General features: G+C 71.8%; 21 protein-coding genes and 1 pseudogene. 16 read left to right on the top strand and 6 right to left on the bottom strand.

Features of this window, described 5'->3' with window-relative positions; all coding sequences use genetic code 11:
• Positions 1-15 precede the first annotated feature (15 nt).
• Complete coding sequence (gene der / locus AB0D74_RS31360) at positions 16-1,500, top strand: ribosome biogenesis GTPase Der (RefSeq protein ID WP_362594490.1); 1,485 nt, start codon at positions 16-18, stop codon at positions 1,498-1,500.
• A 69-nt stretch (positions 1,501-1,569) separates the two neighbouring features.
• Here the strand turns inward: der and AB0D74_RS31355 are convergent, their stop codons facing one another.
• Both AB0D74_RS31355 and AB0D74_RS31350 read right to left on the bottom strand, forming a co-directional pair.
• On the bottom strand, positions 1,570-1,977 hold the full coding sequence (locus AB0D74_RS31355) for a hypothetical protein (RefSeq protein WP_362594488.1): 408 nt from the start codon (positions 1,975-1,977) through the stop codon (positions 1,570-1,572).
• 139 nt (positions 1,978-2,116) lie between these two features.
• On the bottom strand, positions 2,117-2,899 hold the full coding sequence (locus AB0D74_RS31350; protein ID WP_362594487.1) for a hypothetical protein: 783 nt from the start codon (positions 2,897-2,899) through the stop codon (positions 2,117-2,119).
• Between the two features lie 540 nt (positions 2,900-3,439).
• Between AB0D74_RS31350 and AB0D74_RS31345 the strand changes: the two genes are divergently transcribed.
• Together AB0D74_RS31345 and AB0D74_RS31340 are read left to right on the top strand one after the other, a co-directional pair.
• The gene (locus tag AB0D74_RS31345; RefSeq protein ID WP_362594485.1) at positions 3,440-4,144 is read left to right on the top strand and encodes a transglycosylase family protein; all 705 of its coding nucleotides are present in this window, start codon (positions 3,440-3,442) and stop codon (positions 4,142-4,144) included.
• A 492-nt stretch (positions 4,145-4,636) separates the two neighbouring features.
• Entirely contained in the window at positions 4,637-4,852 is a 216-nt protein-coding gene (locus AB0D74_RS31340) for an I78 family peptidase inhibitor (RefSeq protein WP_362594483.1), read from the top strand.
• 104 nt (positions 4,853-4,956) lie between these two features.
• Here the strand turns inward: AB0D74_RS31340 and AB0D74_RS31335 are convergent, their stop codons facing one another.
• Together AB0D74_RS31335 and AB0D74_RS31330 are read right to left on the bottom strand one after the other, a co-directional pair.
• On the bottom strand, positions 4,957-5,976 hold the full coding sequence (locus AB0D74_RS31335; RefSeq protein WP_362594481.1) for a phosphatase PAP2 family protein: 1,020 nt from the start codon (positions 5,974-5,976) through the stop codon (positions 4,957-4,959).
• 238 nt (positions 5,977-6,214) lie between these two features.
• A complete protein-coding gene (locus AB0D74_RS31330; RefSeq protein WP_362594477.1) occupies positions 6,215-7,525 on the bottom strand; it encodes a mannosyltransferase family protein in 1,311 nt (436 codons plus the stop codon).
• A gap of 271 nt (positions 7,526-7,796) precedes the next feature.
• Here AB0D74_RS31330 and AB0D74_RS31325 point away from each other — a divergent pair, with 271 nt between their 5' ends.
• Together AB0D74_RS31325 and AB0D74_RS31320 are read left to right on the top strand one after the other, a co-directional pair.
• Positions 7,797-9,413: an MFS transporter gene (locus AB0D74_RS31325; RefSeq protein WP_362594475.1), complete on the top strand. Its 1,617-nt coding sequence runs from the start codon at positions 7,797-7,799 to the stop codon at positions 9,411-9,413.
• A gap of 347 nt (positions 9,414-9,760) precedes the next feature.
• On the top strand, positions 9,761-10,954 hold the full coding sequence (locus AB0D74_RS31320; RefSeq protein ID WP_362594473.1) for an acyl-CoA dehydrogenase family protein: 1,194 nt from the start codon (positions 9,761-9,763) through the stop codon (positions 10,952-10,954).
• A 36-nt stretch (positions 10,955-10,990) separates the two neighbouring features.
• Here the strand turns inward: AB0D74_RS31320 and AB0D74_RS31315 are convergent, their stop codons facing one another.
• Positions 10,991-11,431 (bottom strand): cell division protein SepF, encoded by a 441-nt coding sequence (locus AB0D74_RS31315; RefSeq protein ID WP_362594471.1) that lies wholly within the window; start codon positions 11,429-11,431, stop codon positions 10,991-10,993.
• 517 nt (positions 11,432-11,948) lie between these two features.
• Here AB0D74_RS31315 and AB0D74_RS31310 point away from each other — a divergent pair.
• The 10 genes and pseudogenes from AB0D74_RS31310 (at position 11,949) to AB0D74_RS31265 (ending at position 22,959) form a co-directional block, all read left to right on the top strand.
• Entirely contained in the window at positions 11,949-14,213 is a 2,265-nt protein-coding gene (locus AB0D74_RS31310) for a nitrate- and nitrite sensing domain-containing protein (protein ID WP_362594469.1), read from the top strand.
• Positions 14,210-14,638: a roadblock/LC7 domain-containing protein gene (locus AB0D74_RS31305; RefSeq protein WP_362594467.1), complete on the top strand. Its 429-nt coding sequence runs from the start codon at positions 14,210-14,212 to the stop codon at positions 14,636-14,638. Before AB0D74_RS31310 ends, AB0D74_RS31305 begins: the two co-directional genes overlap by 4 nt.
• The gene (locus tag AB0D74_RS31300; RefSeq protein WP_362594465.1) at positions 14,635-14,985 is read left to right on the top strand and encodes a DUF742 domain-containing protein; all 351 of its coding nucleotides are present in this window, start codon (positions 14,635-14,637) and stop codon (positions 14,983-14,985) included. Before AB0D74_RS31305 ends, AB0D74_RS31300 begins: the two co-directional genes overlap by 4 nt.
• Positions 14,969-15,565 carry an ATP/GTP-binding protein gene (locus AB0D74_RS31295; protein ID WP_362594463.1) on the top strand — a complete coding sequence of 199 codons (597 nt, stop codon included), beginning with the start codon at positions 14,969-14,971 and terminating at the stop codon, positions 15,563-15,565. The genes AB0D74_RS31300 and AB0D74_RS31295 overlap by 17 nt, the downstream gene beginning before the upstream one ends.
• 548 nt (positions 15,566-16,113) lie before the next feature.
• On the top strand, positions 16,114-17,868 hold the full coding sequence (locus AB0D74_RS31290) for an FAD/NAD(P)-binding protein (RefSeq protein WP_362594461.1): 1,755 nt from the start codon (positions 16,114-16,116) through the stop codon (positions 17,866-17,868).
• 109 nt (positions 17,869-17,977) lie between these two features.
• Positions 17,978-18,793 (top strand): LLM class flavin-dependent oxidoreductase, encoded by an 816-nt coding sequence (locus tag AB0D74_RS31285; RefSeq protein WP_362594459.1) that lies wholly within the window; start codon positions 17,978-17,980, stop codon positions 18,791-18,793.
• A 64-nt stretch (positions 18,794-18,857) separates the two neighbouring features.
• A pseudogene (locus tag AB0D74_RS31280) lies at positions 18,858-19,467 on the top strand (DUF1684 domain-containing protein).
• Positions 19,468-19,729: 262 nt separating this feature from the next.
• Positions 19,730-20,629 (top strand): S1 family peptidase, encoded by a 900-nt coding sequence (locus AB0D74_RS31275; RefSeq protein ID WP_362594457.1) that lies wholly within the window; start codon positions 19,730-19,732, stop codon positions 20,627-20,629.
• Positions 20,630-20,776: 147 nt separating this feature from the next.
• Complete coding sequence (locus AB0D74_RS31270) at positions 20,777-21,604, top strand: slipin family protein (protein WP_362594455.1); 828 nt, start codon at positions 20,777-20,779, stop codon at positions 21,602-21,604.
• A gap of 275 nt (positions 21,605-21,879) precedes the next feature.
• Positions 21,880-22,959: a S1 family peptidase gene (locus AB0D74_RS31265; RefSeq protein WP_362594453.1), complete on the top strand. Its 1,080-nt coding sequence runs from the start codon at positions 21,880-21,882 to the stop codon at positions 22,957-22,959.
• Between the two features lie 137 nt (positions 22,960-23,096).
• Here AB0D74_RS31265 and AB0D74_RS31260 read toward each other — a convergent pair whose 3' ends face one another.
• Complete coding sequence (locus AB0D74_RS31260; RefSeq protein WP_362594451.1) at positions 23,097-24,167, bottom strand: LacI family DNA-binding transcriptional regulator; 1,071 nt, start codon at positions 24,165-24,167, stop codon at positions 23,097-23,099.
• Positions 24,168-24,308: 141 nt separating this feature from the next.
• Here AB0D74_RS31260 and AB0D74_RS31255 point away from each other — a divergent pair, with 141 nt between their 5' ends.
• Positions 24,309-25,184, top strand: coding sequence for a TIM barrel protein (locus AB0D74_RS31255; protein WP_362594449.1), 876 nt, complete (start codon positions 24,309-24,311; stop codon positions 25,182-25,184).
• The last annotated feature ends 27 nt before the right edge of the window (positions 25,185-25,211 follow it).

Here is a 25,211-nt window from a genome sequence, read left to right as displayed (position 1 = left end):
CGAGGTACGGACTTCATGAACGACCACAGCCAGCCCGGCGACTCGGCTGAGCACGAGTACGACCACGGGGCGCTCGGTGACACCGAGTACGCGGAGTTCATGGAGCTCGCCGCCGAAGAGGGCTTCGACATCGAGGACGTCGAGGGCGCCATCGAGGCGGCCGGACACGGCCCGCTGCCCGTTCTCGCCGTCGTCGGCCGCCCGAACGTCGGCAAGTCGACCCTGGTCAACCGCATCATCGGCCGCCGCGAGGCCGTCGTCGAGGACAAGCCCGGGGTCACCCGGGACCGCGTGACCTACGAGGCCGAGTGGGCGGGCCGGCGTTTCAAGGTCGTCGACACCGGCGGCTGGGAGCAGGACGTCCTCGGCATCGACGCCTCCGTGGCGGCCCAGGCCGAGTACGCGATCGAGGCGGCCGACGCGGTCGTCTTCGTGGTCGACGCCAAGGTCGGCGCGACCGACACCGACGAGGCGGTCGTACGCCTGCTGCGCAAGGCCGGCAAGCCGGTCGTACTGGCCGCCAACAAGGTCGACGGACCCAGCGGCGAGGCCGACGCGGCCTACCTCTGGTCCCTCGGCCTCGGCGAGCCGCACCCGGTCTCCGCCCTGCACGGCCGTGGCACCGGCGACATGCTGGACGCCGTCCTGGAGGCGCTGCCCGAGGCGCCCGAGCAGACCTTCGGCGGCCCCGGCGTCGGCGGCCCCCGCCGGATCGCCCTCATCGGCCGCCCGAACGTCGGCAAGTCCTCCCTTCTCAACAAGGTGGCGGGCGAGGAGCGCGTCGTCGTCAACGAGATCGCCGGCACCACCCGCGACCCGGTCGACGAGCTGATCGAACTCGGCGGGATCACCTGGAAGTTCGTCGACACCGCCGGTATCCGCAAGCGGGTCCACCTCCAGCAGGGCGCCGACTACTACGCCTCGCTGCGTACCGCCGCCGCCGTCGAGAAGGCCGAGCTCGCGGTCATCCTGCTCGACGCCTCCGAGAACATCTCGGTGCAGGACCAGCGGATCGTCACCATGGCCGTCGAGGCGGGCCGTGCGGTCGTCCTCGCCTTCAACAAGTGGGACACCCTCGACGAGGAGCGCCGCTACTACCTGGAGCGCGAGATCGAGACGGAGCTCGGCCAGGTCGCCTGGGCGCCCCGGGTCAACGTCTCGGCCCGCACCGGCCGGCACATGGAGAAGCTGGTCCCCGCGATCGAGACCGCCCTCGCCGGCTGGGAGACCCGTGTCCCCACCGGCCGGCTCAACGCCTTCCTCGGCGAGCTGGTCTCCGCCCACCCGCACCCGGTCCGGGGCGGCAAGCAGCCGCGCATCCTGTTCGGCACCCAGGCCGGCACCAAGCCGCCGCGGTTCGTGCTGTTCGCCTCCGGCTTCATCGAGGCGGGCTACCGGCGCTTCATCGAACGCCGGCTGCGCGAGGAGTTCGGCTTCGAGGGCACGCCGATCCATATCTCTGTGCGGGTGCGTGAGAAGCGCGGCGCGAAGAAGAAGTAGGGACCCGGAGAACACAGGGGAGAGGGCGGCCACCGGACTCGGTGGCCGCCCTCTCCCCTGACGTCGACGTCACATCCCCCGGCGCGGAGCCGGTGGAAGCGCCACAGGGACCGGCGCCATCCCGGTCTCCTGGGCCCGCCCGAGCGTCCCGATCCGCTGCCACTGCGGCGCCTGGGGCTGCCCGCTGCCGCTCCGGGCGCTGTAGGCCCCCGCGCTGTACGCGCTGTACGAACTCCCTCCGTACGAGCCCAGGCCGTGGGTGCCGGTACTGAACGGGGCGCTGCCGAAGGCGACGAACCCCAGCGACTCCTCACCGCTGCGATCACCCGGCAGCGTACGGAAGGCCTTGACCCACTCCGCGTAGAGCGAGTCGTAGATGGGCGTGGCCGAGAGCCCGCCCTGGGCCTCCTGAGCCACCCGGGCGGCGGGAACGGCGGAGAAGGACGGCCGATGGTGAGGAAGGTCGTATGCGTGCACGTATGTCCAAACGACCAGGTCTTCAAAGAGATGCGGTCCTGAGGCGCCCCTTTAGGGGCGCGGGGAACTGCGCGACCAGCCACGGACTACCCGCAGCCGCCCACGCACCGCAGCTCCCACCCCCCCCCGTGGGCGCCCCTCAGACCCCCGCGAGCGGCAGCGCCGCCGCCACCAGCTGCCCGTTCGCCGCCGCCTTGTCGATCGCGTCGCGCAGCAGGTCCTCCCGGGGCTGCCGCCCGATCGACCCCACCGGCGCCGCGAACATCAGCACCTGCTGGTGCTTGTTGGCCGCCGCCCGCCACCCGTCGGTCACCTGCAGCGGCTGGTGCGCCTGCCACCAGGCCACCGGCTGCCCGCCCACGGGCCCCGGCTGCAGCACCGCGTGCAGCTGACCCACCGCCAGCAGCACCGACCACCCGTGCAGCACCGGCGGCACCGCGGTCAGCTCCGGCACCGGCATGAAGCCCTGCTCGATGAGGAGCGGCAGGAAGTCGTCGCCCACCCCGTCCGTGCCGGGCCGCACGATCGGCGAGGTCGGCTCCACGACCAGCGCGGGGTGCAACTCCCCGGCGATCAGGACGAGTCCGCTGGTCACCCCGAGCACCGCCTGCTCGGGCACGGACTTCCGCGCCCCGCCGGGCGCGCTGTCGCCGCTGATGGAGCGGACCGCGCCCTGCAGCTGCTCCTCGGTGACCTGGACGACCTGCGACGGCAGGCAGGTCGCGTGGGCGAAGGCGAGGACGGCGGTCTCGTCGCCGATGAACAGGACGGTGCTGGTGCGCTCCTGTTCGGAGTCGCCCGGGGTGCGGCAGGACGTGCAGTCGTAACTGCCGGGGGCGTTGTCTCCGGCGAGCAGCCGGTCGGCTTCTTCGTCGCCGATCTCGGCGCGTACCTCGTCGCTGACGTCGAGCATGCGCGGCACGGTGGCTCCCTCGGGATGCGGTACGTGAAGGCCCGGGTGGCTCCCGGTCCGTGAGCCCCCGGGGTCGCGGGCTCATGAAGAAGACAACGGGCGATCTGTGGTGGGGGTCACGCATCAGGGGGATCGGGATCGAACCATCCGCTGCACAGGGTCACTCGTCGTGCGGAATCCGGCACTCCCCGTCAACTCTTCGCATGCCAAAGCAGTTTGACGCGGTGAAGTGAATCACAGATCCGTCGAACCCATGGTCGACAAATCACGAAATCCTGGAATGTAGTGGGTGGCTCAAAATCGCCGCTACCCACGGTAACACCGAACTGGCCTGGCCTGACAGGGAGTTGGTTGATTTCGGGCGTTCCCGATCTCTAGATTCCTCCGCCGTGTGCAGCGAGCACCGCTCGGGTACGTCCGCCGGCCGGCACAGGCAGAGCACCACCGCAGTACCGGCCGCGGCGGACGGGGCGAGCGCGAGGAACCGCGTCCATTGCGCGGGGACCGCGTCCCGCCTGGGGGACCCCGGGTATGTGGAGAGGGAAATACATGTCCGAGTGTGCCGATACCACCCGTGAGACCGCCGCGAACAAGAACGGCTCCCGCAAGGGCCGTACGACGGCCGCCCTGGCCGGAGCGGCACTGCTCGCCCCGCTGGGCCTGCTGGCAGTCACCGGCAACGCCGCGGCGGCGGACAACGGAGTGTGGGACCGCATCGCCCAGTGCGAGAGCGGCGGCAACTGGCACATCAACACCGGCAACGGCTACTACGGCGGACTCCAGTTCTCCGCCTCCACCTGGCGCGCGTACGGCGGCACCGCCTACGCGGCGACGGCCGACCAGGCCTCCAGGGAAGCGCAGATAGCCGTCGCCACCAAGGTCCAGCACGCCCAGGGCTGGGGCGCGTGGCCGGTCTGCTCGGGGCGGGCCGGGGCGACCGGCTCGGCGCCGGAGAACGCCTCCGCGACCACGAGGAGCGGCACGGAGTCGGCGACGAGGTCGTCGAAGTCCTCGACGTCCTCGACCACGTCGACCACCCGGAAGTCGGCCCCCGCGGCGAAGACGCCGCAGCGCTCGACGGCCGGCACCGGCCACACCTCCGCCAAGGGCGACTACACCGTCCGCGAGGGCGACACCCTGAGCGAGATCGCCGAGCGGCACGGCACCACCTGGCAGCGTCTCTACGCCGCCAACGAGGCCGTCATCGGCGGCGACCCGAACCTGATCGTGCCCGGGCAGCGCCTCGCGCTCTGACGCGAGCCCCCGCCCCGCACGCCCCTGCCCCGCCCGGCCGAACCGGGCGGGGCACGGTGCGTTTCGTGGGGACATGTACATGCTCCGAATGGGGGCGTGCCCGTATGTGAGGGCGATTCATGTGCGGACGGCAGGTCCTGAGTTCACGTGGCCGCAACCCCGCACCTACCCGCGCGGTACGGGGGTTCTGTGCCGGACCGGTGAATCTCTTATGCGGTGTCACCTTCGCCGCGTCCCGCCGGAATCGGAATGGAATGCAGGCGCCGGAGTGTCCCGGATCCGTGCTTCGGGTTCTTTCCGGCGGCTTTTCGGAAGACCCTACCGGCATCGGGGAATTACGCTCGAATACGCCAGGAAGGCGCATGGAACCGCTCGTACGTGTGACGGAGTTCGAACGAAACGCGTGTCGTGATTCTGTGACAGAAGTGTGACCGGAGGTGGACCGGGGACTTCGGCTTCCGTCTCCGCCGGAAGCGGCCTAGCGTGGGCGGCATGGCACCGGACACCGCTCCGCCGACGGAGCCCCAGGACAGCCCGCAAGGGTACGTAGGCCGCGACGCGGGCGACGCGGAACGGCTCGCCCGGCAGCGCGGGTGGACCACGGTGCGCTCGCTGCCGCCGGGCGCGATCATCACCATGGAGTACCGGACGGGGCGGCTCAACTTCGAGGTACGGGACGGCGTCGTGGCGCGCGCCTGGAAGGGCTGACCGCACGACGGCGAAGGCCCCGGTTCCCCACTGCGGGAACCGGGGCCTTCGCCGTGCCGGGGCCGGCTGTGCGTACCTGACCCCGCTGTCGTGTCGTACGGCCGTCAGCCGCCCGTGAGCGGGCGGGCCGCCTGGGCGGCGGTGCCGCGCGGCTGCCGCTCGGGGTGCGGCGGGCGGCGGCTGCCCGCCGGGGTCACCGGGGTGCGCTCCGAGCGGGCCGTGTGCGGGCCGGGCGCCAGATGGATCGGGGCCCTGGGCGGGCGGGACAGGGAGACCGGCTCGGGATCCGGTGCCGACTGTTCGACGGGCGCCGGGCGCGGCTTGAGGACCACGGGCACCGGGACGGGCGCGGGCACCGTGCTGCCGCTGCGGGCGCGCCAGCGGTCGCGCAGGTCGAAGAGCCAGGCCTCGGCGCGTGCGATGAACGGCTCGCACCAGGGCAGCGCCAGCAGGATCAGCAGCCCCGCAGCCCAGCCCAGCAACACGTCGCTCAGCCAGTGCGTACCGAGGTAGACGGTGGACATGCCGACGCCGAGGGAGGTGACCGCCGAGGCGGCGGAGAGCCAGCGGCGGGCTCTCGGGGTGGAGGCCAGATATGCCAAAATTCCCCAGGTCACCACCGCGTTGGCGGTGTGTCCGCTGGGGAATATATCGCCGCCCAGGCCCATCTCGTTCGAGCCGATGACGGTCGCGTAGTGCGGTCCGAGGCGTCCCATGCCGAGCTTGGCGGCACCGACCGTGATGTTGAGCAGCAGCAGCGAGGCGCCGAGCGTGAGCAGCGGGCGCAGGGTGTGCTGCCGCCACGAACGCCAGCCCAGCCAGGCCGCGACCATCACGGCGGTCGGGCCGCGCTGGCCGAGGACCACGTAGTAGTCGACGAACCAGTGGATTCCCGACCACTGCTGGTACGGCCGGAAGAACATGACCTGCCAGTCGAGCCGGACCAGCCAGGACGTGATCACGACGGCCCACACGATCGCCAGGTAGAAGGCGAGGGTCGCGGTGAACAACACGACCCGGTGCCGGCTCATCTTCGGCACATCAATGTGGGCCGGCCGTTCCGGCTCACGGTCCAGCCTGGCGAACACCCGGTCCAGACGGGTGAGGTTTCGTTCGGTACGCACCCAATCGACGTTACAGCGAGTGAGCTCTGTTCCCGGACGAAACTGCTGCTTTGTGATGACGATGTGATGTGGGAAACCTCTCAGGAGGTCTCCGAATTCTAAGGATTCCGTAATCCTCGGCGGGTCGGCCCTTCAATTCCTTTGATCATGTCGGGCCGCCGTTTTATGGCACTTATGAATTCGTTAACCAAAGAGTGGGGTGGAATTCTCCCACTGCTCATCGAGCCCACCGGAACGATCATGGAGGTCCGGAGCCGTTCAGCCAGAACGCGCCATACACCGCCGAGGCCACCGCCACACCGGCCGTGACCAGCGCCGATCTTCCGGCGCGCAGCCGGGCGAGGGCCCGGGCGAGCGGCAGCAGCACCGGGAAGGCCGGCATCAGCAGCCGCGGCTTGGACCCGAAGTAGCTCGACGCGCAGAGCGCGAGCGCGAGGACGACACCCGTGTAGACCAGCAGGGGGAGCGGCTGCCGCTGGCGGACGCCGGTCACGTAGAGCCACAGCAGCAGGCCGACGCCGAGGATCAAACCCGCTCCGGCGAGAGCGGACGGAAATGACGTGAACTTGTCGGCGACGAAGCGTGCGAACGCATAGCCGCCGTCGAACCCGTTACGCCAGCCCGCCTGGACGTCCAGGTAGCCGAGCGGGCCGCGGCCGGTGCGGTGGCCGACCCACAGGACGTAGGCGGCGGCGCCGACCGGGGCGAGCAGCATGCCGAGGGCGCGGCGCCAGGCGGGGGCGCCGGGGACGGTGGCAAGGGGGGCGAGGGGGGCGTGTGGTGCGTGAGGTGCGCCGGTTGTCTGTGGGGCGCGCCGGGCTCGGGCCGCGCCGGACGCCTCAGGGGCGCGTTCGTCGAGACGCGCGCCGTCCGGTTGATCCGTACCACCGTCCAGCGCGCCCCTGCCTCGGTCCCGCACGAACGAGACCACCCCCGCCGTCCACACCGCCGCCACCACGGCGAGCCCCACCGGCCGGGTCAGCCCCGCCAGCGCGGCCAGCGTCCCTGCGGTCACCCAGCGGCCGGTCAGCACGGCGTACAGCGACCACGCGGCCAGCGCCGTGAACAGCGATTCGCTGTACGCCATCGACTGCACGACGCCGACCGGCAGCACGGCCCACACCAGCACCGCGCAGACCCCCACCCGGCGGCCGTACACGACGTCCGTGACCGCGAAGATCCCCCAGGCCGCGGCGAGCGAGGCGAGCAGGCTCACCGTGAGGCCGGCGTCGGCGTACGACAGCGGGGCGAGCGCGTGCAGCAGCCGCTCCAGCCAGGGCAGCAGCGGGAAGAAGGCCAGGTTGGAGTGGACGTCGCCGTTCGGCAGCCGCACCTGGTAGCCGTAGCCCAGTTCGGCGACCCGCGTGTACCACAGCGAGTCCCAGCGCGCCGTCAACAAGGTGTACGCGCTCTTGCCCCGCGCCGCGCTCCACCCGGCCAGCACGACCAGGCCGAGGGCGCGGACGGCCGCGTACCCGAGCAGGGCCGGCGCCGCCCGGCGCAGGGCGGGGGCGCGCGGCGCCGCGACGGGCGTTTCAAGATCGGTCACGGGCTCGATTATCGACGGGACGCGGAACCACGGGGTCGGCGCGGGCGTGGTGCGGCCGTGCTGCGGAGCGGGGGCAGTGGCGTACGCCACATGAGTTCTCCGGAGCGTGTGAGAGGTCCGCCACGTGCCCCCGCAACGAACTCGCGTACGCTGGCATGTCACTCGCGTTCGTATGCGCGGGCCGGAGACCCCGCTCCTCTCCGGCCGTACGACGGGGAGTCCCCACCCCGCCGCTCCGCCGCACGCGAGGGACCATCTGGGAGGTACGTACATGTCCGGGACGACCACGGCCGCCGTACGACCGCGCCGTCGTGCGGTGTCCGGGGCCGGTGCCGGTGCCAACCGCTGGGTCGTCCTCGTCGTCCTCTGCGTCAGCCTGCTGCTGGTCGCCCTCGACGCCACCGTGCTGCACGTCGCCGTGCCGGCCGTCACCGAGGACCTCAAGCCCGGTGCCATGGAGCTGCTCTGGATCGTCGACGTCTACCCGCTGGTCTGCGCCTCGCTGCTGATCCTGTTCGGCACGCTCGGCGACCGGGTGGGCCGGCGGCGGGTCCTGCTCCTCGGCTACGCCCTGTTCGGCATCGCCTCCGCGGCGGCGGCCCTCGCGCCGAGCGCGGCGGCGCTGATCGGAGCCCGGGCACTGCTCGGCGTCGGCGGCGCGATGATCATGCCCGCGACCCTCTCCATCCTCCGGCAGGTCTTCCCCGACCGGCGCGAACGGGCCCTCGCCATCGGCATCTGGAGCGCGGTGGCGGCGGTCGGCGCGGCCGTCGGCCCCCTCCTCGGCGGCTTCCTCCTCGAACACTTCTGGTGGGGCTCCGTCTTCCTGGTCAACATCCCGCTGATGCTGGTCAGCCTCCCGGTGGGGCGCCTCCTCCTGCCCGAGTCCCGCGGCGACCGCGACGGCCCCTGGGACGTGGTCGGCGCGCTGATGGCGGCGGTCGGCCTGTTCGGGGTCGTGTTCGCGGTGAAGCGCCTCGGCGGCGGCGAACCGGCGGGCAGCGCGCTGACGTTGGTGCCGCTGCTGCTGGGTGCGCTGCTGCTGGTGCTGTTCGTACGGCGGCAACGGCGGCGGGCGTTCCCGCTGGTGGACCTGAAGATGTTCGCGCGGCCCGCGTTCAGTACGGCGGTGGGCTGCATCGTGCTGGCGATGCTGGCGCTCGTGGGCCTCGAACTGATCGCCGCGCAGTACCTGCAACTGGTGCTGGGCCTCTCACCGTTGCAGACGGGGCTGCGGCTGCTGCCGCTGACGCTCGCCGCGATGGCGGCGGGGCTGGCCGGGGCGCGGCTGCTGCGGCGTTTCGGGCCGCGCCGGATGGTGTGCTTCGGCTTCTGCCTGACCGCGGTGGCGGTGCTGGTGCTGACCCCGATGGGCGGGACGGACAACGCGGTCCTGCTGCTCGTCGGTTTCCTGCTGCTCGGGTTCGGCCTGGAGACCACGCTGTTCGGGGCGTACGAGTCGATGCTGAGCGAGGCGCCTGCGGCGCAGGCCGGCGGGGCGGCGGCGATCGGCGAGACGTCGTACCAGCTGGGTGCCGGGATCGGGATCGCGCTTCTCGGCAGCGTGATGAACGCGGCGTATGCGCCGGGGCTGGCCGGGGTGCCGGGGGTGCCTGCGCCGGCGTCGGCCGCGGCGGGGCATTCGCTGGGGGAGGCGTACGAGGTCGCCGGGCGGCTGGGCGGGGCTGCGGGGGCGGCGTTGCGGCGGGCGGCGCGGGATTCCTTCGTGCACGGGCTGCATGTGACGTTGCTGGTGAGCGCGGGGTTGCTGTTGCTGGGGGCCGTGATGGCACTGCGCCTACCGCGCGCCATGCACTGCGAGGACACCGCCGCACCGGTCGACCTCCCCGCCCCTCGCGAACCCGAACGCTCCCGCGTGTCGGCGTAGCCGCGCTCGGCCCACCCGCGCACCGCCCGTGCGACCTGTGGGGGTGGTGCGCGGGTGGCGGGTGCGGGTCAGGGCCTTTCCCACCCGCGCACCGCCCGTGCGAGTTGGGGGAGAGGTAAGCGACCTGTGGGGGGAGTTCGCCGTTGGCGGGTGCGGGTGCGGGTGCGGGTGCGGGTGCGGGTGCGGGGGCTGGGGGCTGACTCTGTGGGGACGTCTGGCTGCTGGCGCCGGCGGTGAATGCGTGGCGCGGGAGAGAGTTCTGCTTCTCGGGTGACCTGCACGGGTGGTGCGTGGGTGGGGGGACGGGGGAGACTGTAACTAGCGCTGCTAGTTTTGGGAGGGTTCTGATGTCCGCGTCCGTGAAGTTGCCTCCGTTCGATGCCGGTGATCCGCTCGGGATCGACGATCTTCTGGAGCCGGAGGATCTCGCCGTACGGGAGACCGTCCGGAGCTGGGCGGCGGACCGGGTGCTGCCGTTCGTCGCCGAGTGGTACGAGAGCGGGGAGTTGCCCGGCATCAGGGAGCTCGCCAAGGAGCTCGGGTCGATCGGCGCGCTCGGGATGTCGCTCGACGGGTACGGATGCGCCGGGGCGTCGGCCGTACAGTACGGGCTCGCCTGCCTGGAGCTGGAGGCCGCCGACTCGGGCATCCGGTCGCTCGTGTCGGTACAGGGGTCGCTCGCCATGTACGCGATCCACCGGTTCGGGAGTGAGGAGCAGAAGCAGCGGTGGCTGCCGGGCATGGCCGCCGGCGACGTCATCGGGTGCTTCGGGCTCACCGAGCCCGACCACGGGTCCGACCCGGCCGCCATGCGGACGAACGCCCGGCGTGACGCCGGCGGCGACTGGGTGCTGAGCGGGCGGAAGATGTGGATCACCAACGGGTCGGTGGCCGGCGTCGCCGTCGTGTGGGCCCAGACGGAGAACGGGATCCGCGGGTTCGTCGTACCCACCGACACGCCGGGGTTCGCGGCGCCCGAGATCAGGCACAAGTGGTCGTTGCGGGCGAGTGTCACCAGTGAGCTGGTGATGGATGATGTGCGGCTGCCGGCCGACGCCGTGCTGCCCGAGGTCACCGGGCTCAAGGGGCCGCTCAGCTGTCTGTCGCACGCCCGGTACGGGATCGTGTGGGGCGCGATGGGCGCGGCCCGCACCTGCTTCGAGACCGCCGTCGACTACGCGAAGTCGCGGGAGCAGTTCGGTCGGCCCATCGGCGGCTTCCAGCTCACCCAGGCCAAACTCGCCGACATGGCGGTCGAACTGCACAAGGGGATCCTGCTCGCCCATCACCTGGGGCGGCGGATGGATGCCGGTCGCCTGCGTCCCGAGCAGGTCAGCTTCGGCAAGCTCAACAACGTACGGGAGGCGATCGAGATCTGCCGTACGGCGCGGACGATCCTCGGGGCCAACGGGATCTCGCTCGAATATCCCGTCATGCGGCACGCGACCAACCTGGAATCGGTGCTCACCTACGAGGGCACCGTCGAGATGCACCAGCTGGTGCTGGGCAAGGCACTCACCGGGCTCGACGCCTTCCGGTGACCCCGCGCGGGGGCAGGGCCGGTGAGCGGCCCTGCCTCAGCTCTGGTTGAAGAAGCCGTCCTCGCGGCGCCTGGCCGGCTCACCGCTGACGATCTCGGTGTTCGAGGGGGTCAGCAGGAAGACCCGGTTGGCGACCCGCTCGATCGTGCCGCGCAGGCCGAAGGTCAGCCCGGCCGCGAAGTCGACCACGCGCTTGGCGTCGCCCGGCTCCATGGCCGTGAGGTTCACGATGACCGGCACACCCTCGCGGAACAGCTCGCCGATCGCGCGGGCGTCCCGGAAGCTGTCCGGGGTGACCGTGCCGATCCGGCGGCCCTTCTCCTCGGCGGTGTCCGTGGCCACCTTGACCCGGGGGTCGGTGACCCAGGCATCCCCGGGCTGCTCGGTCCCTTCGGAGTAGTCGTCGTCGTAGTAGCGCTCGTCATCGTTGTCGTCGACGAGGCCAAGCCAGGCACTCGCCTTGCGTACCGATCCCATGGACGCCTCCTCTCACAGCGGTCCTTCTTGCTTCCGCATCCCTATGGTCGTCCATGATGCGGATGTCGCGCCAAGTGGATAGACGCCGCACGGGGGGTTTGTGACGGTACTGGTGCAGAGCCAAAACGTCGAGAGCCCAGGTACCCCAAGGGCGGTAGCTCACACGGCTGCTGACTGAGAGTGAAATATGATTGTTTCCGGCGTACGGGTGATGAACGGTGCGTCAGGGTGAACGGACCGAGGCGGTCCGGGGGGCTTTGACGCAGGCTCAGGGGTGCGTCGGCGGGCCCGGGTGCGTCGCGGACGGCGTCAACCGGCGTGTGCGTCCGTCACCGTATACGGACGGGTGGCGCCGGGACGCCCGCCTCGGGATTCACCTTGATCCTGTTTCCGTGACGTAAAACAAAAACATGATCGGGTGACCGCTGCCCGGAGAGGTTCGTTGGCCGAAGCGCAGAACCATTTCTCCCCCCGGTTCTGCACATCCATCAACTCGCCTCATGATTAAGGCACTTCCGTGCAAGCAGCCACCATTCGCACCAGGCTCCTGCGGATCCTGGTCCTGGCCCTCGCCGTCCTGCTGACGCTGCTGGGCGTCGCCGCCGCCGAGCAGGTCTCCGCCTACCGCAACGCCTCCGCCACCGCGGACAACGCCCGGCTGGAGATCACGCTGCAGGGCCTCGTCCACGAACTCCAGAAGGAGCGCGGTCTCACCACCGGATACGTCGGCGGCGTCAAGGAGTTCGCGGGCAAGCTCCCCGCGCAGCGCAAGGCCACCGACACCGCCCGCGACCGGCTCGGCCAGGCGCTCCGGGGCCGTGACGACAGCGCCGCCGGCTCGGTGCGCGAGTCCCTCGGCCGGCTCGACGGCCTCGCCGGCATCCGCAAGCACGCGGACGACCACACCGGCGTGGTGAAGGACACCTTCGACTACTTCACCACCACCATCACCGTCCTCGACCGGCTCGACCTCGGCCTGAGCGACGTCCACGACGCCACCCTGCGCGACGCCTACCAGACGCTGCAGATCCTCGGCAACGCCAAGGAGTTCACCGGCGAGGAGCGCGCCATCGTGCTCGGCTCGGTGCGCGCCGGGCAGTTCCAGGGCGACGACTACAGCAGGTTCATGGAGATCCGGGCCGGCCGCCTCGCCGCCCTCGACGCCTACCCGCGCTCGGCCACCGACGCCCAGCAGCGCCGCCTGGACGCGGCCATGACCACTCCGGACGCCGAGCGCGCGCTGGCGTACGAGGACACCGCCGTCAAGGGCGGCGGGAAGCTGAAGTGGAACGACATCCCGCCCATGCAGTGGTGGGACGCGATGACCGCCACCATCAACGGGCTGCGGGACGTCCAGGTCTCGCTCGGCACCGACGTCGAGAACCGGGCCTCGGCCCTGGAGGGCACTGCCCAGCGCGACCTGCTGCTCTTCCTGCTGCTCGCCCTGGGCACCGTCGCCGCGCTCGGCGCGCTCGCCCTGGACTGTGTACGGTCCGTCTCCGCGCCGCTCGCCGAACTCGCCCAGCAGGCCCGCGAGGTCGCCGGAGAGCGGCTGCCCAAGGCCGTCGCCGCCGTCCAGGACGGCTCCTACGGCGAACACCCCGAGCCGCCCGCCCCGCTCGCCGTCTCCGGCCGGGCCGGTGCCGAGGTCAAGGAGGTCGCCGAGGCCTTCGACCGGGTGCAGCGGGCCGCCTACGACCTGGCCACCGAGCAGGCCGTGCTGCGCCGCAACGCCACCGACTCGCTGGTCAGCCTCGGCCGCCGCAACCAGAACCTGGTGCGCCGCCAGATCAGCTTCATCAACAAGCTGGAGCACGAGGACGCCGACCCCGCCACCCTCGCCAACCTCTTCGAGCTGGACCACCTCGCCACCCGCATGCGCCGCAACGCCGAGAGCCTGCTCGTCCTCGCCGGGGAGTCCAGCCCCCGCCCCTGGTCCACCCCGCTGTCCGTCACGGACGTCCTGCGCGCCTCCCTCGCCGAGGTCGAGGAGTACCGCCGGGTCACCCTGCGCCGGGTCGAGCCGGCCCACCTCACCGGCGCGGTCGTCGCCGAGATCGCCCACCTGCTCGCCGAGCTGATCGAGAACGCGCTGAGCTTCTCCCCGCCGGACTCGGACGTCGAGATCGAGGGCCGCCGCACCAGCGCCGGCTACCTGGTCGCCATCGTCGACCACGGCTTCGGCATGGACGCCCAGGCGATCGCCGAGGCGAACGTACGGCTCTCCGGCACCGCCAGCTTCATGGCCGAGCCGACCCGGTTCCTCGGCCACTTCGTGGTCGGCGCGCTCGCCCGCAAGTGCGGGATCGAGGTGCGTCTCGGGGAAGCGCCGGCCGCCGGAGTGGTGGCCCGGGTGCTCGTCCCGGACAACCTGCTCACCGAGGCCACGACAGCCCCGAAGCAGCAGGCGCCTGCCGCCGTACCGGCCCCGCGCAAGGAGTCGGACGACACGCAGCTCGTCTCCGTCGCCGCCGAGGCCAGGCCCGAACAGCCGCAGAAGAAGGGGGCCTCGGCCGCCCGGACCCGCAACGGGCTCGTGAAGCGACCGCAGCGCAGCGCGATCTCGGAGGCCGTCAGCGAGACGGACCGCCCCAGCCGCCCGGCACCCGCCGAACGCACCCCCGTCCGCAGCCCCGAGGAGGTCTCCGGAATGCTCGCCACCCTGCGCAGCGCGCACATGCGGGGCGGGATCAGCGTGGAGAAGGAGAAAGAGAAAGAGAAAGAGAAAAAGAAGGAGCAGGCTCAGGTGTCCGAGGCGCGTACCGAGGAGGACGGCGAGTGACCACCGTCGACACCCCCAACGACTCGCGGACCTTCAACTGGCTGCTCGCGAACTTCGTCAGGTCCACGGACGGGGTACGGGACGCGGTCGCCGTCTCCTCCGACGGGCTGCTGATCGCCGTCTCGGACGGGCTCGGCCGCACCGAGGCCGACCATCTCGCGGCGATCGTGTCGGGGCTCTCGTCGCTCGCGCGCAGCGCGTCCAAGCGGTACAGCTTCGACGGGGTCAAACTCATCATGATCGAGATGGGGCGCGGCTTCCTGCTGGTCTCCGCCATCCGGGACGGCAGCTGTCTCGGTGTCCTCGCGGACTCCAGCGGCGAGCTGGGCCTCGTCGGCTACGAGATGGCGGTGCTCGCGGAACGGGCCGGTGACCTGCTGACCCCGACGCTCATCGCCGATCTGCGGCAGGCGTTGCCACGATGAGTGCGCGGGAGCCCGCCGAACCCGTCGAGGACACGGCGTTCGTACGGCCGTTCATCATCACCGGCGGGCGGGCCGAGCCGCTCCAGACCGACCTGCGGCTGGAGACGCTGGTCGTGGCCGTGGGCGCGCCGGACGAGTCGCTCACGTTCGAACGCCGGCACATCGTGGCGGTGTGCGCGCAGCCGACGACGGTCGCCGAGGTGGCGCACCGGGTCGGCGTCCCCCTCGGAGTCGCCAAGGTGCTGATCTCCGATCTCGTCGTCGCCGGACAGCTCGCCTGCCGGCAACCCGCGGAGCTGCCGCTCCCGTTGCTCGAAAGGATCAGGGACCATGTCCGGGCGCTCTGAGAAGGTCGTGCCGCTCGCCGTGAAGATCGTGGTGAGCGGGGGACTGGGGGTCGGCAAGACGACGTTCATCGGGGCGATCTCGGAGATCGAGCCGCTGGACACGGAGGCGGCGATCACCCAGGTGTCGGTCGGCGTCGACTCGCTCGCCGGGGTCGAGTCCAAGACCACGACGACCGTGGCGCTCGACTTCGGCCGGATCACGCTGGATCCGGCCGTCGCGCTGTACCTGTTCGGGACGCCCGGGCAGGACCGGTTCTCGTTCCTGTGGGACGACCTGGTGGAGGGAGCGCTGGGCACGGTGGTCCTCGCGGACACCCGCCGGATCGAGGAGTGCTTCCCCGCCGTCGACTACTTCGAGTCCCATGGGGCGCCTTTCGTCCTCGCCGTGAACCGCTTCGACGGCGCCGAGCGGTTCGACCTGGAGGAGGTACGGGAGGCGTTGGGGCTCGGGGCGGACGTGCCGGTGCTGGAGTGCGACGCGCGGGAGCGGGGGTCGGTGCGGGACGTGCTGGGCGCACTGATGGACCGGGTGATCGGGGTGAGGTCCGTACCCAGGAGGAGGGCGGTGGCGGTGCGCTAGTCGCCGTGGGGGCGCGGGTTGTCCGGCGAGTGCCTGTCGTATGTGGTGCTCGCGCAGTTCCCCGCGCCCCTTTGGGGCGCGTCGATGCGGCGTCTGCTTCTGAGGGGAGGGGGGTGCGTGTGAAGGCGAGGGGAGAACGCGAAGGGTCCCCGCCGGTCGCGGGGCGTGCAGGGGGTCAGCTCAACAGGAACAGGACCACACTCGACCGAAGTCGATGTGGGAGCGCTTGACCAGCCACTGCTGCGGATGCATGGGCCAAGTGGAACAGGTCTCCGGTTCTCCGTCAACCGACCTGAGACGCGCTGCTCACACTCTGGACACCCTTGACAGCGAGGGGAAACGGCACCGTAGAGTCGACGGACGGCCCTGCTGAGGGGCTCGGCCGTAAGAACGCCGTGCACCGGCGTTCCGTGTGAAGGCACCCGCACCCCGTGTGCGCGTCCACCGTGTTCGATTGATCCGCCACGGAGCCTTCGCATGTCTTCCGAGACCCTTGCCAGAACCGCCGTTTCCTCCGTCCCCGGCATACCCGGGCCCGAGGCCGTCCGATGAGGCCCCAGCTGGTGATCGTGGGAGCCGGGCCGCGGGGGACCGGACTCCTGGAGCGCATCGCCGCCAACGCGCCCGAGCTGTACGCCGGTTCGGGCCTCGACATCCATCTGGTCGACCCGCATCCGCCGGGCGCCGGGCGGATCTGGCGGGCCGCCCAGTCGCCGTTGCTGTGGATGAACTCGCACGCCGAGGACGTCACCATGTTCACGGACGAGTCGGTGCGGATGGCCGGGCCGGTGCGTGAGGGCCCCACCCTGCACGAGTGGGCGGGCCTGGACGGCCGTACCTTCGCCGACCGGCCGATCCAGGGCCGCTACCTGCGCCACGTCTACGACCGCGCCCTCGCCGACCTCCCGGACGGCATCACCGTCCACCACCACCCGCGCCGGGCGCTGCGGGTCAGCGGGCCGCGCGAGGGCCGCCAGCAGGTCTGGCTGGAGGGCCGGCCGCGTCCGCTCCTCGCCGACCTCGTCGTCCTCGCCCTCGGCCACCTGGACGCCGAACTCGACCCGGAACAGGCCGCGTTGGCCGAGTACGCCGAGGCGCACGGCCTGGTCCACCTGCCGCCCGACTTCACCGCCGACAGCGACCTGTCCGCGCTGCGGCCCGGCGAACCGGTGCTGGTGCGGGGGTTCGGGCTCGCCTTCGTCGACCTGATGGTGCTGCTCACGGAGGGGCGCGGCGGCCGTTACGACGGCGACACCTACGTGCCGTCCGGGCAGGAGCCGGTGCTGTACGTCGGGTCGCGGCGCGGCGTGCCGTACCACTCGAAGATCGGGTACGACTGGACCGGCGAACGCCCGCCGCTGCCCCGCTTCCTCGGCCCCGCCGAGATCGACGCACTGCTGGCCCGGCCGGGCGGCTTCGACTTCCGGCGGGACGTGTGGCCGTTGGCGGAGAAGGAGCTGGGCTTCGCGCACTACCACCGGCTGTTCACCGTCCATCCCGAGCGGACGGCCGTCGCCTGGCGGGACTTCGAGGAGAAGTACGCCGCCGCCGAGGGCGAGGCGGAGGTGCGGGCGCTGGTGGCGGCGGCCGTACCGGATCCGGCCGACCGGCTCGATCTCGCGGCGCTGGACCACCCGCTGGACGGGGTGCGGTACGGGTCGCACGAGGAGTTCCAGGCCGGGCTGCGCGGCTATGTCGAGGCCGACCTGGACCGCCGGCACGATCCCGCGTACAGCGCCGACCTGGCGGTGTTCCTCGGACTGCTCTCCGTCTACGGGCAGTTGGTGCGGCTCGGCGACATCGGGTCCTGGTGGCACGGTTTCTTCAGCTACCTCGCCTCCGGGCCGCCCGGCCCCCGGCTGCGGCAGCTGCTCGCGCTGTCCCGGGCCGGGGTGCTGCGGTTCGTCGGCGCCGGGATGACGGTGACGGCCGAGGACGGGGTGTTCCGGGCGTCCGCCGACACCGTGCCCGGGTTCTCCGTCGCGGCGCGGGCCCTGGTCGAGGCGCGGCTGCCGGAACCCACCGTGGGCCGGGCCCGGGACGCGTTGCTGCGCGGGCTGCCCGCGGACGAGGCCGCCGAGACGGCCGACGGGCTGCTCCGGGTGGACCCCGCCGACGGGCGGATCCTCGACGGGGGCGGCCGGCCGCATCCCCGGCGGTTCGCGCTCGGGCCGTTCACGAACGGCCGTACGCCCGGCGCTTTCACCCGTCCGCGCACCGGAGGGCCCGCGTTCCGGCAGAACGACGCCACGGCGCGCGCGGCGCTGGCCTTCCTGGCCGACCTGGCGGGGGTCGTGTCATGAGCGGGCGGCACGGCCGGTGTCCGGCCGGTTCACAGGCCGTTTCGCCGACCGGTCCACGGGCTGTCTCACGGGCCGTCTCACAGGGTGTCTTACAGGGAGGTTCGTGGTGATGACCGGTTCGTACGGCCGGGGGCTGCTGCATCTGGCCGCCGCCGTGGACCAGGTCGGCGTGTTCGACGCGGAGCGCTACGTCGAGCTGGTGCGGCTGGCCGAGAGCGGGGGGCTGGACTTCGTGACGCTCGACGACCGGTTCGGGTGGCCGGAGACCGACGCGCTCACCGTACTGGCGCAGGTGGCCCCGGCCACCCGGCGGATCGGGCTGGTGCCGGTGACGACCGGCCCCGAGGCCGCCGTCGCCCACCTCGACCGGGTCAGCCGGGGCCGGGCCGGCCGGTGGAGCGAGGACCCGGGGCCCGCGCCGGAGCAGCCCGTCCGGGTGGCCGACGCCACCGAGCCCGCCGCCCGGCAGGCCGCAGGCCGGTACGCCGACGTCGCCCTGGTGCGGGCCGCGAGCTCCGCGCAGGCCGCCGCCGTACGCGACGAACTGCGGCAGCGGGCGGCGGAGTTCGGGCGGGAGCCGGACGCCCTGCGGGTGCTGGTGAGTCTCGTGGTGGACCTGGGCGACGGGGAGCGCGCGGCCGAGCCGGGGCACGGGGGCGGCGGGCCCCGGCAGACCGTGCAGGGGCCGCTGTACCGGGGCGGTCCGGTGGATCTGGCGGAGCTGGTCGCAGGCTGGCACGGCGAGGGTGCCGCCGACGGCTTCCACCTGGTCCCCGCAGAGCCGCGCCGCGACCTGGAGCGGCTGGTCAACGGCACCGTGGCGCTCCTCCAGCACCGCGGTCTGTTCCGCACCTTCTACCCGGGCAGCACCCTGCGCGAGCACCTCGGCCTCGCCCGGCCCGCCGGGCAACTCGCGGCGCCGTGAAATACCTTGCGCGTAGGAGAGACACGACATGGGTGACGACGAAGACCAGGGAAGGGCTGATCGGATGAACGCGGACGCGGCCGGGGACTGGAAGCGCTGGCACGAACACCGCGAGGAGACGGTGTCGGCGCCGTACGGGCCGCTCGCGCTGGTCGGCAGCCTCCCCCAGTGCCTGAACGGCCTGGGGGGACCCCCAGATCGAGGACCACCCGGACGGCCGGCTCCCCGACCTGCCCGGCATAGGGGTGGCCGACGGGGACGGCGTCGTGCTCACCGCGACGGCGGCCGACGGCCTGGCCCTGGACGGCGAGCCCTTCGCCGGTGAGGTCCGGCTCTGGGGCGTACGGGAGTAAGACCCGGCCGCCGGGACCCGCCGCGCCTTCCGGGGCATCGACGCCACCCCGTACGACCCGCGCTGGTCGGTGCCGGGACGCTTCACGCCCTACGACGGCGATCCGCACACCGTCCGGGTCGACACCACCGGCGGAGCGGGCGGCTTCCGGTTCAGGTTCCTCTATTCGGCCGCCCCGGCCGCCGACGGCTCCACCACCGTCGACTTCAACCGGGCGCAGCTGCCGCAGTGCGCCTTCGCGGACCACTTCATCTGCCCTTTCCCGCCGCCGGGCAACACGCTTGACGTCGCCGTCGAGGCGGGGGAGCGGAAGCTCGTCTGAGGCATTCGACGGGCGTTCGACGGACATTCGACAGGGTGTCAACTCACCCGGACCGCGACAGGATCACGCAAAGGCGGCATGGTTCGAACAAGGTCGCACGGCCGAAAGGCACCCTTGCGGGTACCGGTCGTTCGCCCGAATACTCCCCCACAGCGCTTGTCAGGGGCATTGCGTGTCCGAAATCCGGGCGCCACCCACTGGCTGCGCCTCACGGGCCCCGACCCCACGCGGGCCCCCGACTTCCCCTGGGAGGGAACGAAAAGTGAGGATCAAGCGCACGACCCCCCGCAGTGGTATCACGAGACGGACCCGGCTGATCGCCGTGGGCACCGGCTTCCTGGCCGCGGCGGCGCTCGCCGTCCCCACCGCGAGCGCGAGTGACACCCACACCTTCAGCACCACCGAGCTGAAGGCCGTGAACGGCTCCGTCCTGAAGGCGGACGTCCCCGGCACCGCCTGGGCCGTCGACAGCAAGACCAACCGTGTCGTCCTCACCGTGGACTCCACGGTCTCCAACGCCGAGATCGCCAAGATCAAGCGGCAGGCGGGCGTCAACTCCGGCGCGCTCACCATCAAGCACACCCCCGGCACCTTCAAGAAGCTGATCACCGGCGGCGACGCCATCTACGGCGGCGCCTACCGCTGCTCGCTCGGCTTCAACGTGCACAGTGGCAGCACGTACTACTTCCTGACAGCCGGGCACTGCGGTGAGGTGGCCTCGACCTGGTACAGCAACTCCGGCCACACCACGGTCCTGGGCACCAACGTCGGCTACAGCTTCCCGACGAACGACTTCGCGCTGGTCAAGTACACCAACACCTCGATCGCGCACCCGAGCGCGGTCGGCAGCCAGACCATCTCCAGCGCGGCCACGCCCAGCGTCGGGACGACGGTGTACCGCCGCGGTTCGACCACCGGCACGCACAGCGGCCGGGTCACCGCGCTCAACGCCACCGTCAACTACGGCAGCGGTGACATCGTCTACGGCATGATCCAGACCACGGTCTGCGCCGAGGGCGGCGACAGCGGCGGCCCGCTCTACGGCGGTTCCGTGGCCTACGGTCTGACCTCCGGCGGCAGCGGCGACTGCACCTCCGGCGGTACGACCTTCTTCCAGCCGGTCACCGAGGCGCTGAGCTACTACGGCGTCAGCGTCGGCTGACGACCCCTCGGAACGGCTCCGGGCCGGATCCGGACCGGCTCTTCCGGCGAACCCCCGTACGCAACCGGCGTACGGGGGCTCGCCCTTGTACGGCCCCGGAGTTACCGTCGAAGGACCGTTGGAGTCAGTCACCCTCTGGGGGCCGGCATGGTCGAGGCGTTGGTGGCGGCCGGGGCCGCTCTCGTGTCCGTCGGAGCGGTCTACGCGCTGGCCGCGGCACGGGTCGTCAGACAGTACGAGCGGGGCGTGGTGTTCCGCCTCGGCCGGCTGCGACCGAAGGTGCGCGATCCCGGGTTCACCATGATCGTCCCCTTCGTGGACCGGCTCCAGAAGGTCAACATGCAGATCGTCACGATGCCCGTGCCCGCGCAGGAGGGCATCACCCGGGACAACGTGACCGTACGCGTGGACGCCGTCGTCTACTTCAAGGTGACCGCGCCCGCCGAGGCGGTCGTCCGGGTCGAGGACTACAAGTTCGCGGTCTCGCAGATGGCGCAGACCTCGCTGCGGTCCATCATCGGCAAGAGCGAGCTGGACGACCTGCTGTCCAACCGCGAGAAGCTCAACCAGGGCCTGGAGCTGATGATCGACAGCCCGGCCGTGGAGTGGGGCGTCACCATCGACCGCGTCGACATCAAGGACGTCTCGCTGCCCGAGACCATGAAGCGGTCCATGGCCCGGCAGGCCGAGGCCGACCGGGAGCGCCGGGCCCGGGTCATCAACGCCGACGCCGAACTGCAGGCGTCCAAGAAGCTCGCGGAGGCGGCGAAGGAGATGTCGGAGCAGCCCGCCGCACTCCAGCTGCGGCTGCTCCAGACGGTGGTGGCGGTCGCCGCCGAGAAGAACTCGACGCTGGTGCTGCCGTTCCCGGTGGAGCTGCTGAGGTTCCTGGAGCGGGCACAGCAGCAACTTCCCCCGGCCGCGGGGGCCGATGGTGCCGGCGGGGCAGCAGGGGCGAATTCCGGCCAGGGGTAGCCGGTGAGGGGGCAGGGGCGTACGTCACTGTCGGCCGCCTGTCGCTCGCGTGCGGTGTTTGCAGTGCGAATCCTCCTGAAGTGACAGGCGGTCGGCAGCTCGGCGGTTGTGCACGATCCGTGCACAGGGGGCGCACAACATCCGCGCACGCGAGACCTGAAGTCGACCTTGTGTGCTCCCTGTGGGTCTCGGAATAGTAGGCGGCCGTCAACCAGCCTTCCGGTCTCCGAGGTCCCCACAACCTTGCGGGCCGACCCCCCACAGGAGGACATGAGTTGAAGCACCGACGCATACCCGGGCGCCGGACGGCGCTCGCCGGCGCGGCTGTCGCCGCGCTCGTCGCCGCCGGAGTGACCTTCCAGAGTGCGAACGCGAGCGAGCCCGCCAAGTCCGCCGCACCGCGGATCCTGTCCGCCCCGGCGGCCGGAAAGCTCGCCTCGACACTCGCCGCCGACCTCGGCACCGACGCGGCGGGCACCTACTACGACGCCCGGTCGAAGAACCTCGTCGTCAACGTGCTCGACGGCACCGCCGCGAAGGCCGTCGAGGCGGCCGGGGCGAAGGCGAGAGTCGTCGCCAACTCCCTCGCCGCACTCGACGGCGCGCGCACCGCCCTGAAGCAGGACGCGACCATCCCCGGCACCTCGTGGGCGACCGACCCGGTCGGCAACAAGGTCGTCGTCACCGCCGACAGGACGGTCACCGGCACCGACCTCGCCAAGCTCACCAAGGTCGTCGACGGACTCGGCCGGAAGGTCGAACTCCGGCACTCGAAGGGGGAGTTCAAGCCCTTCATCGCCGGCGGCGACGCGATCAGCGGCTCGGGCGGGCGCTGCTCGCTCGGCTTCAACGTGGTCAAGGACGGCCAGCCGTACTTCCTGACCGCCGGGCACTGCACCGAGGCCATCTCCACCTGGTCGGACTCCGCCGGGAACGTGATCGGCCAGAACGCCCAGTCCAGCTTCCCCGGCAACGACTTCGGGCTGGTCAAGTACACCTCGGCCGTGGACCACCCGAGCGAGGTCGACCTCTACGACGGCTCCGCCCAGCAGATCACCGGCGCGGCCGAGGCCACCGTCGGCATGAAGGTGACCCGCAGCGGCTCCACCACCCAGGTCCACGGCGGCACGGTCACCGGCCTCGACGCCACCGTGAACTACTCCGAGGGCACGGTAGGCGGGCTCATCCAGACCGACGTGTGCGCCGAGCCCGGCGACAGCGGCGGCTCGCTCTTCTCGGGCAGCAGCGCGATCGGCCTGACCTCGGGCGGCAGCGGCGACTGCACCTCCGGCGGGGAGACGTTCTTCCAGCCGGTGACGGAGGCGCTGTCCGCGACCGGGGCCCGGATCGGCTGACGCCCGCCGCTGTCCGGACCGGCGACACCCGCCGGGACACGGCGGGTGTCGCACCCGGCTGCCCGGCTGCCCGGCTGCCCGGCTGCCCGGCCGGTCGCCCTTCGCCCCGCGAGGGGTAGAACGTTCCAGGCGGGCGGTCAGCGAGGAGCCGGGCCGGTCGTCGAGCGTTCGACCAGGCGGGGCGTGAGCACGGTCTCCCGCGGGGTGCCGCCCCTGATGAGGTCCAGTACCGCGGTCACCGCGGCGTCCGCCATGCCGGCCGCGTCCTGGGAGACGGTGGTGAGCTGCACATGCGGCATCTTCGCCAGCCGCGAGTCGTCGTAGCCGACCACGGAGATCTCCCCGGGCACCTTGCGGCCCCGATGCGCGAGTACGTCCAGGACGCCGGTGGCCGTCCGGTCGTTGAAGGCGATGACCGCCGTGGGCGGCGGCACCTGACGGTCCAGCAGGTAGCGCACGCCCTCCGCCCCGGCCTCCTCGGTCAGGCCGCCCGCGAGCACGTCGGCGGAGTCGGCCAGCCCGTGGTCCGCCATCCCCTGCAGAAAACCGAGCCGACGGTCGGAACTGCCCGGGGCGCCGGCCCCGTCGATGTGCGCGATCCGCCGGTGCCCGAGGCCGACGAGGTGGTCGACCGCGAGCCTGATGCCCACCAGGTCGTCACCGCGGACGGAACCCACGCCCGGCAGACCGCTGCGGCGGGCGACGAGAAGGGTCGGCAACCGGCGGCCCAGGCGTTCGAGTTCCTCGCCGGACAGGCGGCTGCCCAGCAGGACGGCGGCCTCGCAGCGTTCACGGAGCAGGGCGTCGACCGCCGTGGACTCCGCGCGGCTGGGGGCCACCGCGCTGATCACCGCCTCGTAGCCGTGCCGGGCCGCGGCGGCGTAGAGATGCTCGACGAGATCGCCGTGGAAGGGCTGCTGGAGCTCGAAGACGACACCGAGCACCCGCGAACTGGACCGCCGCAGCTTCTGGGCGCGCTGGTCCGGGACGTATCCCAGCTCGTCGGCGATCCGGAGCACGCGCCGCCGGGTCTCGTCGCTGGCCCCCGGGACACCGCGGATCACGATCGAGACGAGGGCGGTGGAGATACCGGCGGCTCGCGCCACGTCCGCCATGGTCGGGCGCCCCTTGCGCGGGGAGCCGGCGGCGGTCTGCGCGGGGAGCGACTCCTCGTCGCCGTCGCCGGCGTCGCCGTCCAGCTCCGTCACTTCGCCACTTCCCCACCTGGTCGAATGCGGTTCAGCCGCCCGGCCGGACGGCCCTCCGCCGAGCATATCGACCCCTTGACCCGATCCCCGGAGTGCGCTTACCTTCCCGACTAGAACGTACTAGTCTCTGGGAGCACCGACATGGTCGTCGCCGACGATTCCCCCGACCGTCTCCGGCCCTTCGTGCTGGCCGCCAGTGCCGAAATGCTCTACCAGGACCGGCCGTTCACCGAGCGCGTGACCCGGATCGCCGAGCGCGGCTTCCAGGTGGAGATCTGGGACTGGTCGGCCAAGGACCTCGACGCCCTGGCCGCCACCGGCGCGACCTTCTCCTCCATGACCGGCTACCTCACCGGCAACCTCACCGACCCCGACGGCATCGACGCACTGCTCTCCTCGGCCCGCACCTCTCTGGAGGCAGCCGCCAGGATCGACTCCCCGCGCCTGAACCTGCACGGCACCGGTCTCGACGACCGGGGCCTCCCCGTCCGCCCCGTCGAGGCCGTCACGCCCGGCATGTGGCTCACGGCCGCCGACACCCTGCGGCGCGTCGCGGAGCTGGGTGAGGCCGCGGGCCGGGTCTTCACCCTGGAGAACCTCAACCTGGCCGTCGACCACCCGGGCACCCCCTTCGCCCGTGCCGCCGACACCCTGGCCCTCGTCCGCGCCGTGGACAGCCCGTACCTGCGCATGAACCTGGACCTGTACCACGCCCAGATCGGCGAGGGGAACCTCGTCGAACTCTGCCGTCGGGCACTGCCCTACATCGGTGAGATCCAGGTCGCCGACGTCCCCGGACGCTGCGAACCGGGCACCGGCGAGATCCACTACCCCGCCGTCGCACGCGCCCTGCACGGCTTCGGCTACACCGGCGTGATCGGCCTCGAAGGCTGGGCCCGCGACGACTCCGACGCGGCCCTGGACGCCTTCCGCGACGCCTTCACCGTCGCCGCGCCGGCCCCGTCCGGCAACGGCACGACGTCCGCCGGACCCACTGCGGCCGTGGTCGGTTCCTGAGCCGGTTCCGCCGGTTCCGCCCGTTCC

It is taken from the genome of Streptomyces sp. NPDC048278, assembly GCF_040652195.1.
GTDB lineage: Bacteria > Actinomycetota > Actinomycetes > Streptomycetales > Streptomycetaceae > Streptomyces.
The sequence above is the reverse complement of the archived record's forward strand: the minus strand, read 5'-3'. Positions and strand labels throughout refer to the sequence as shown.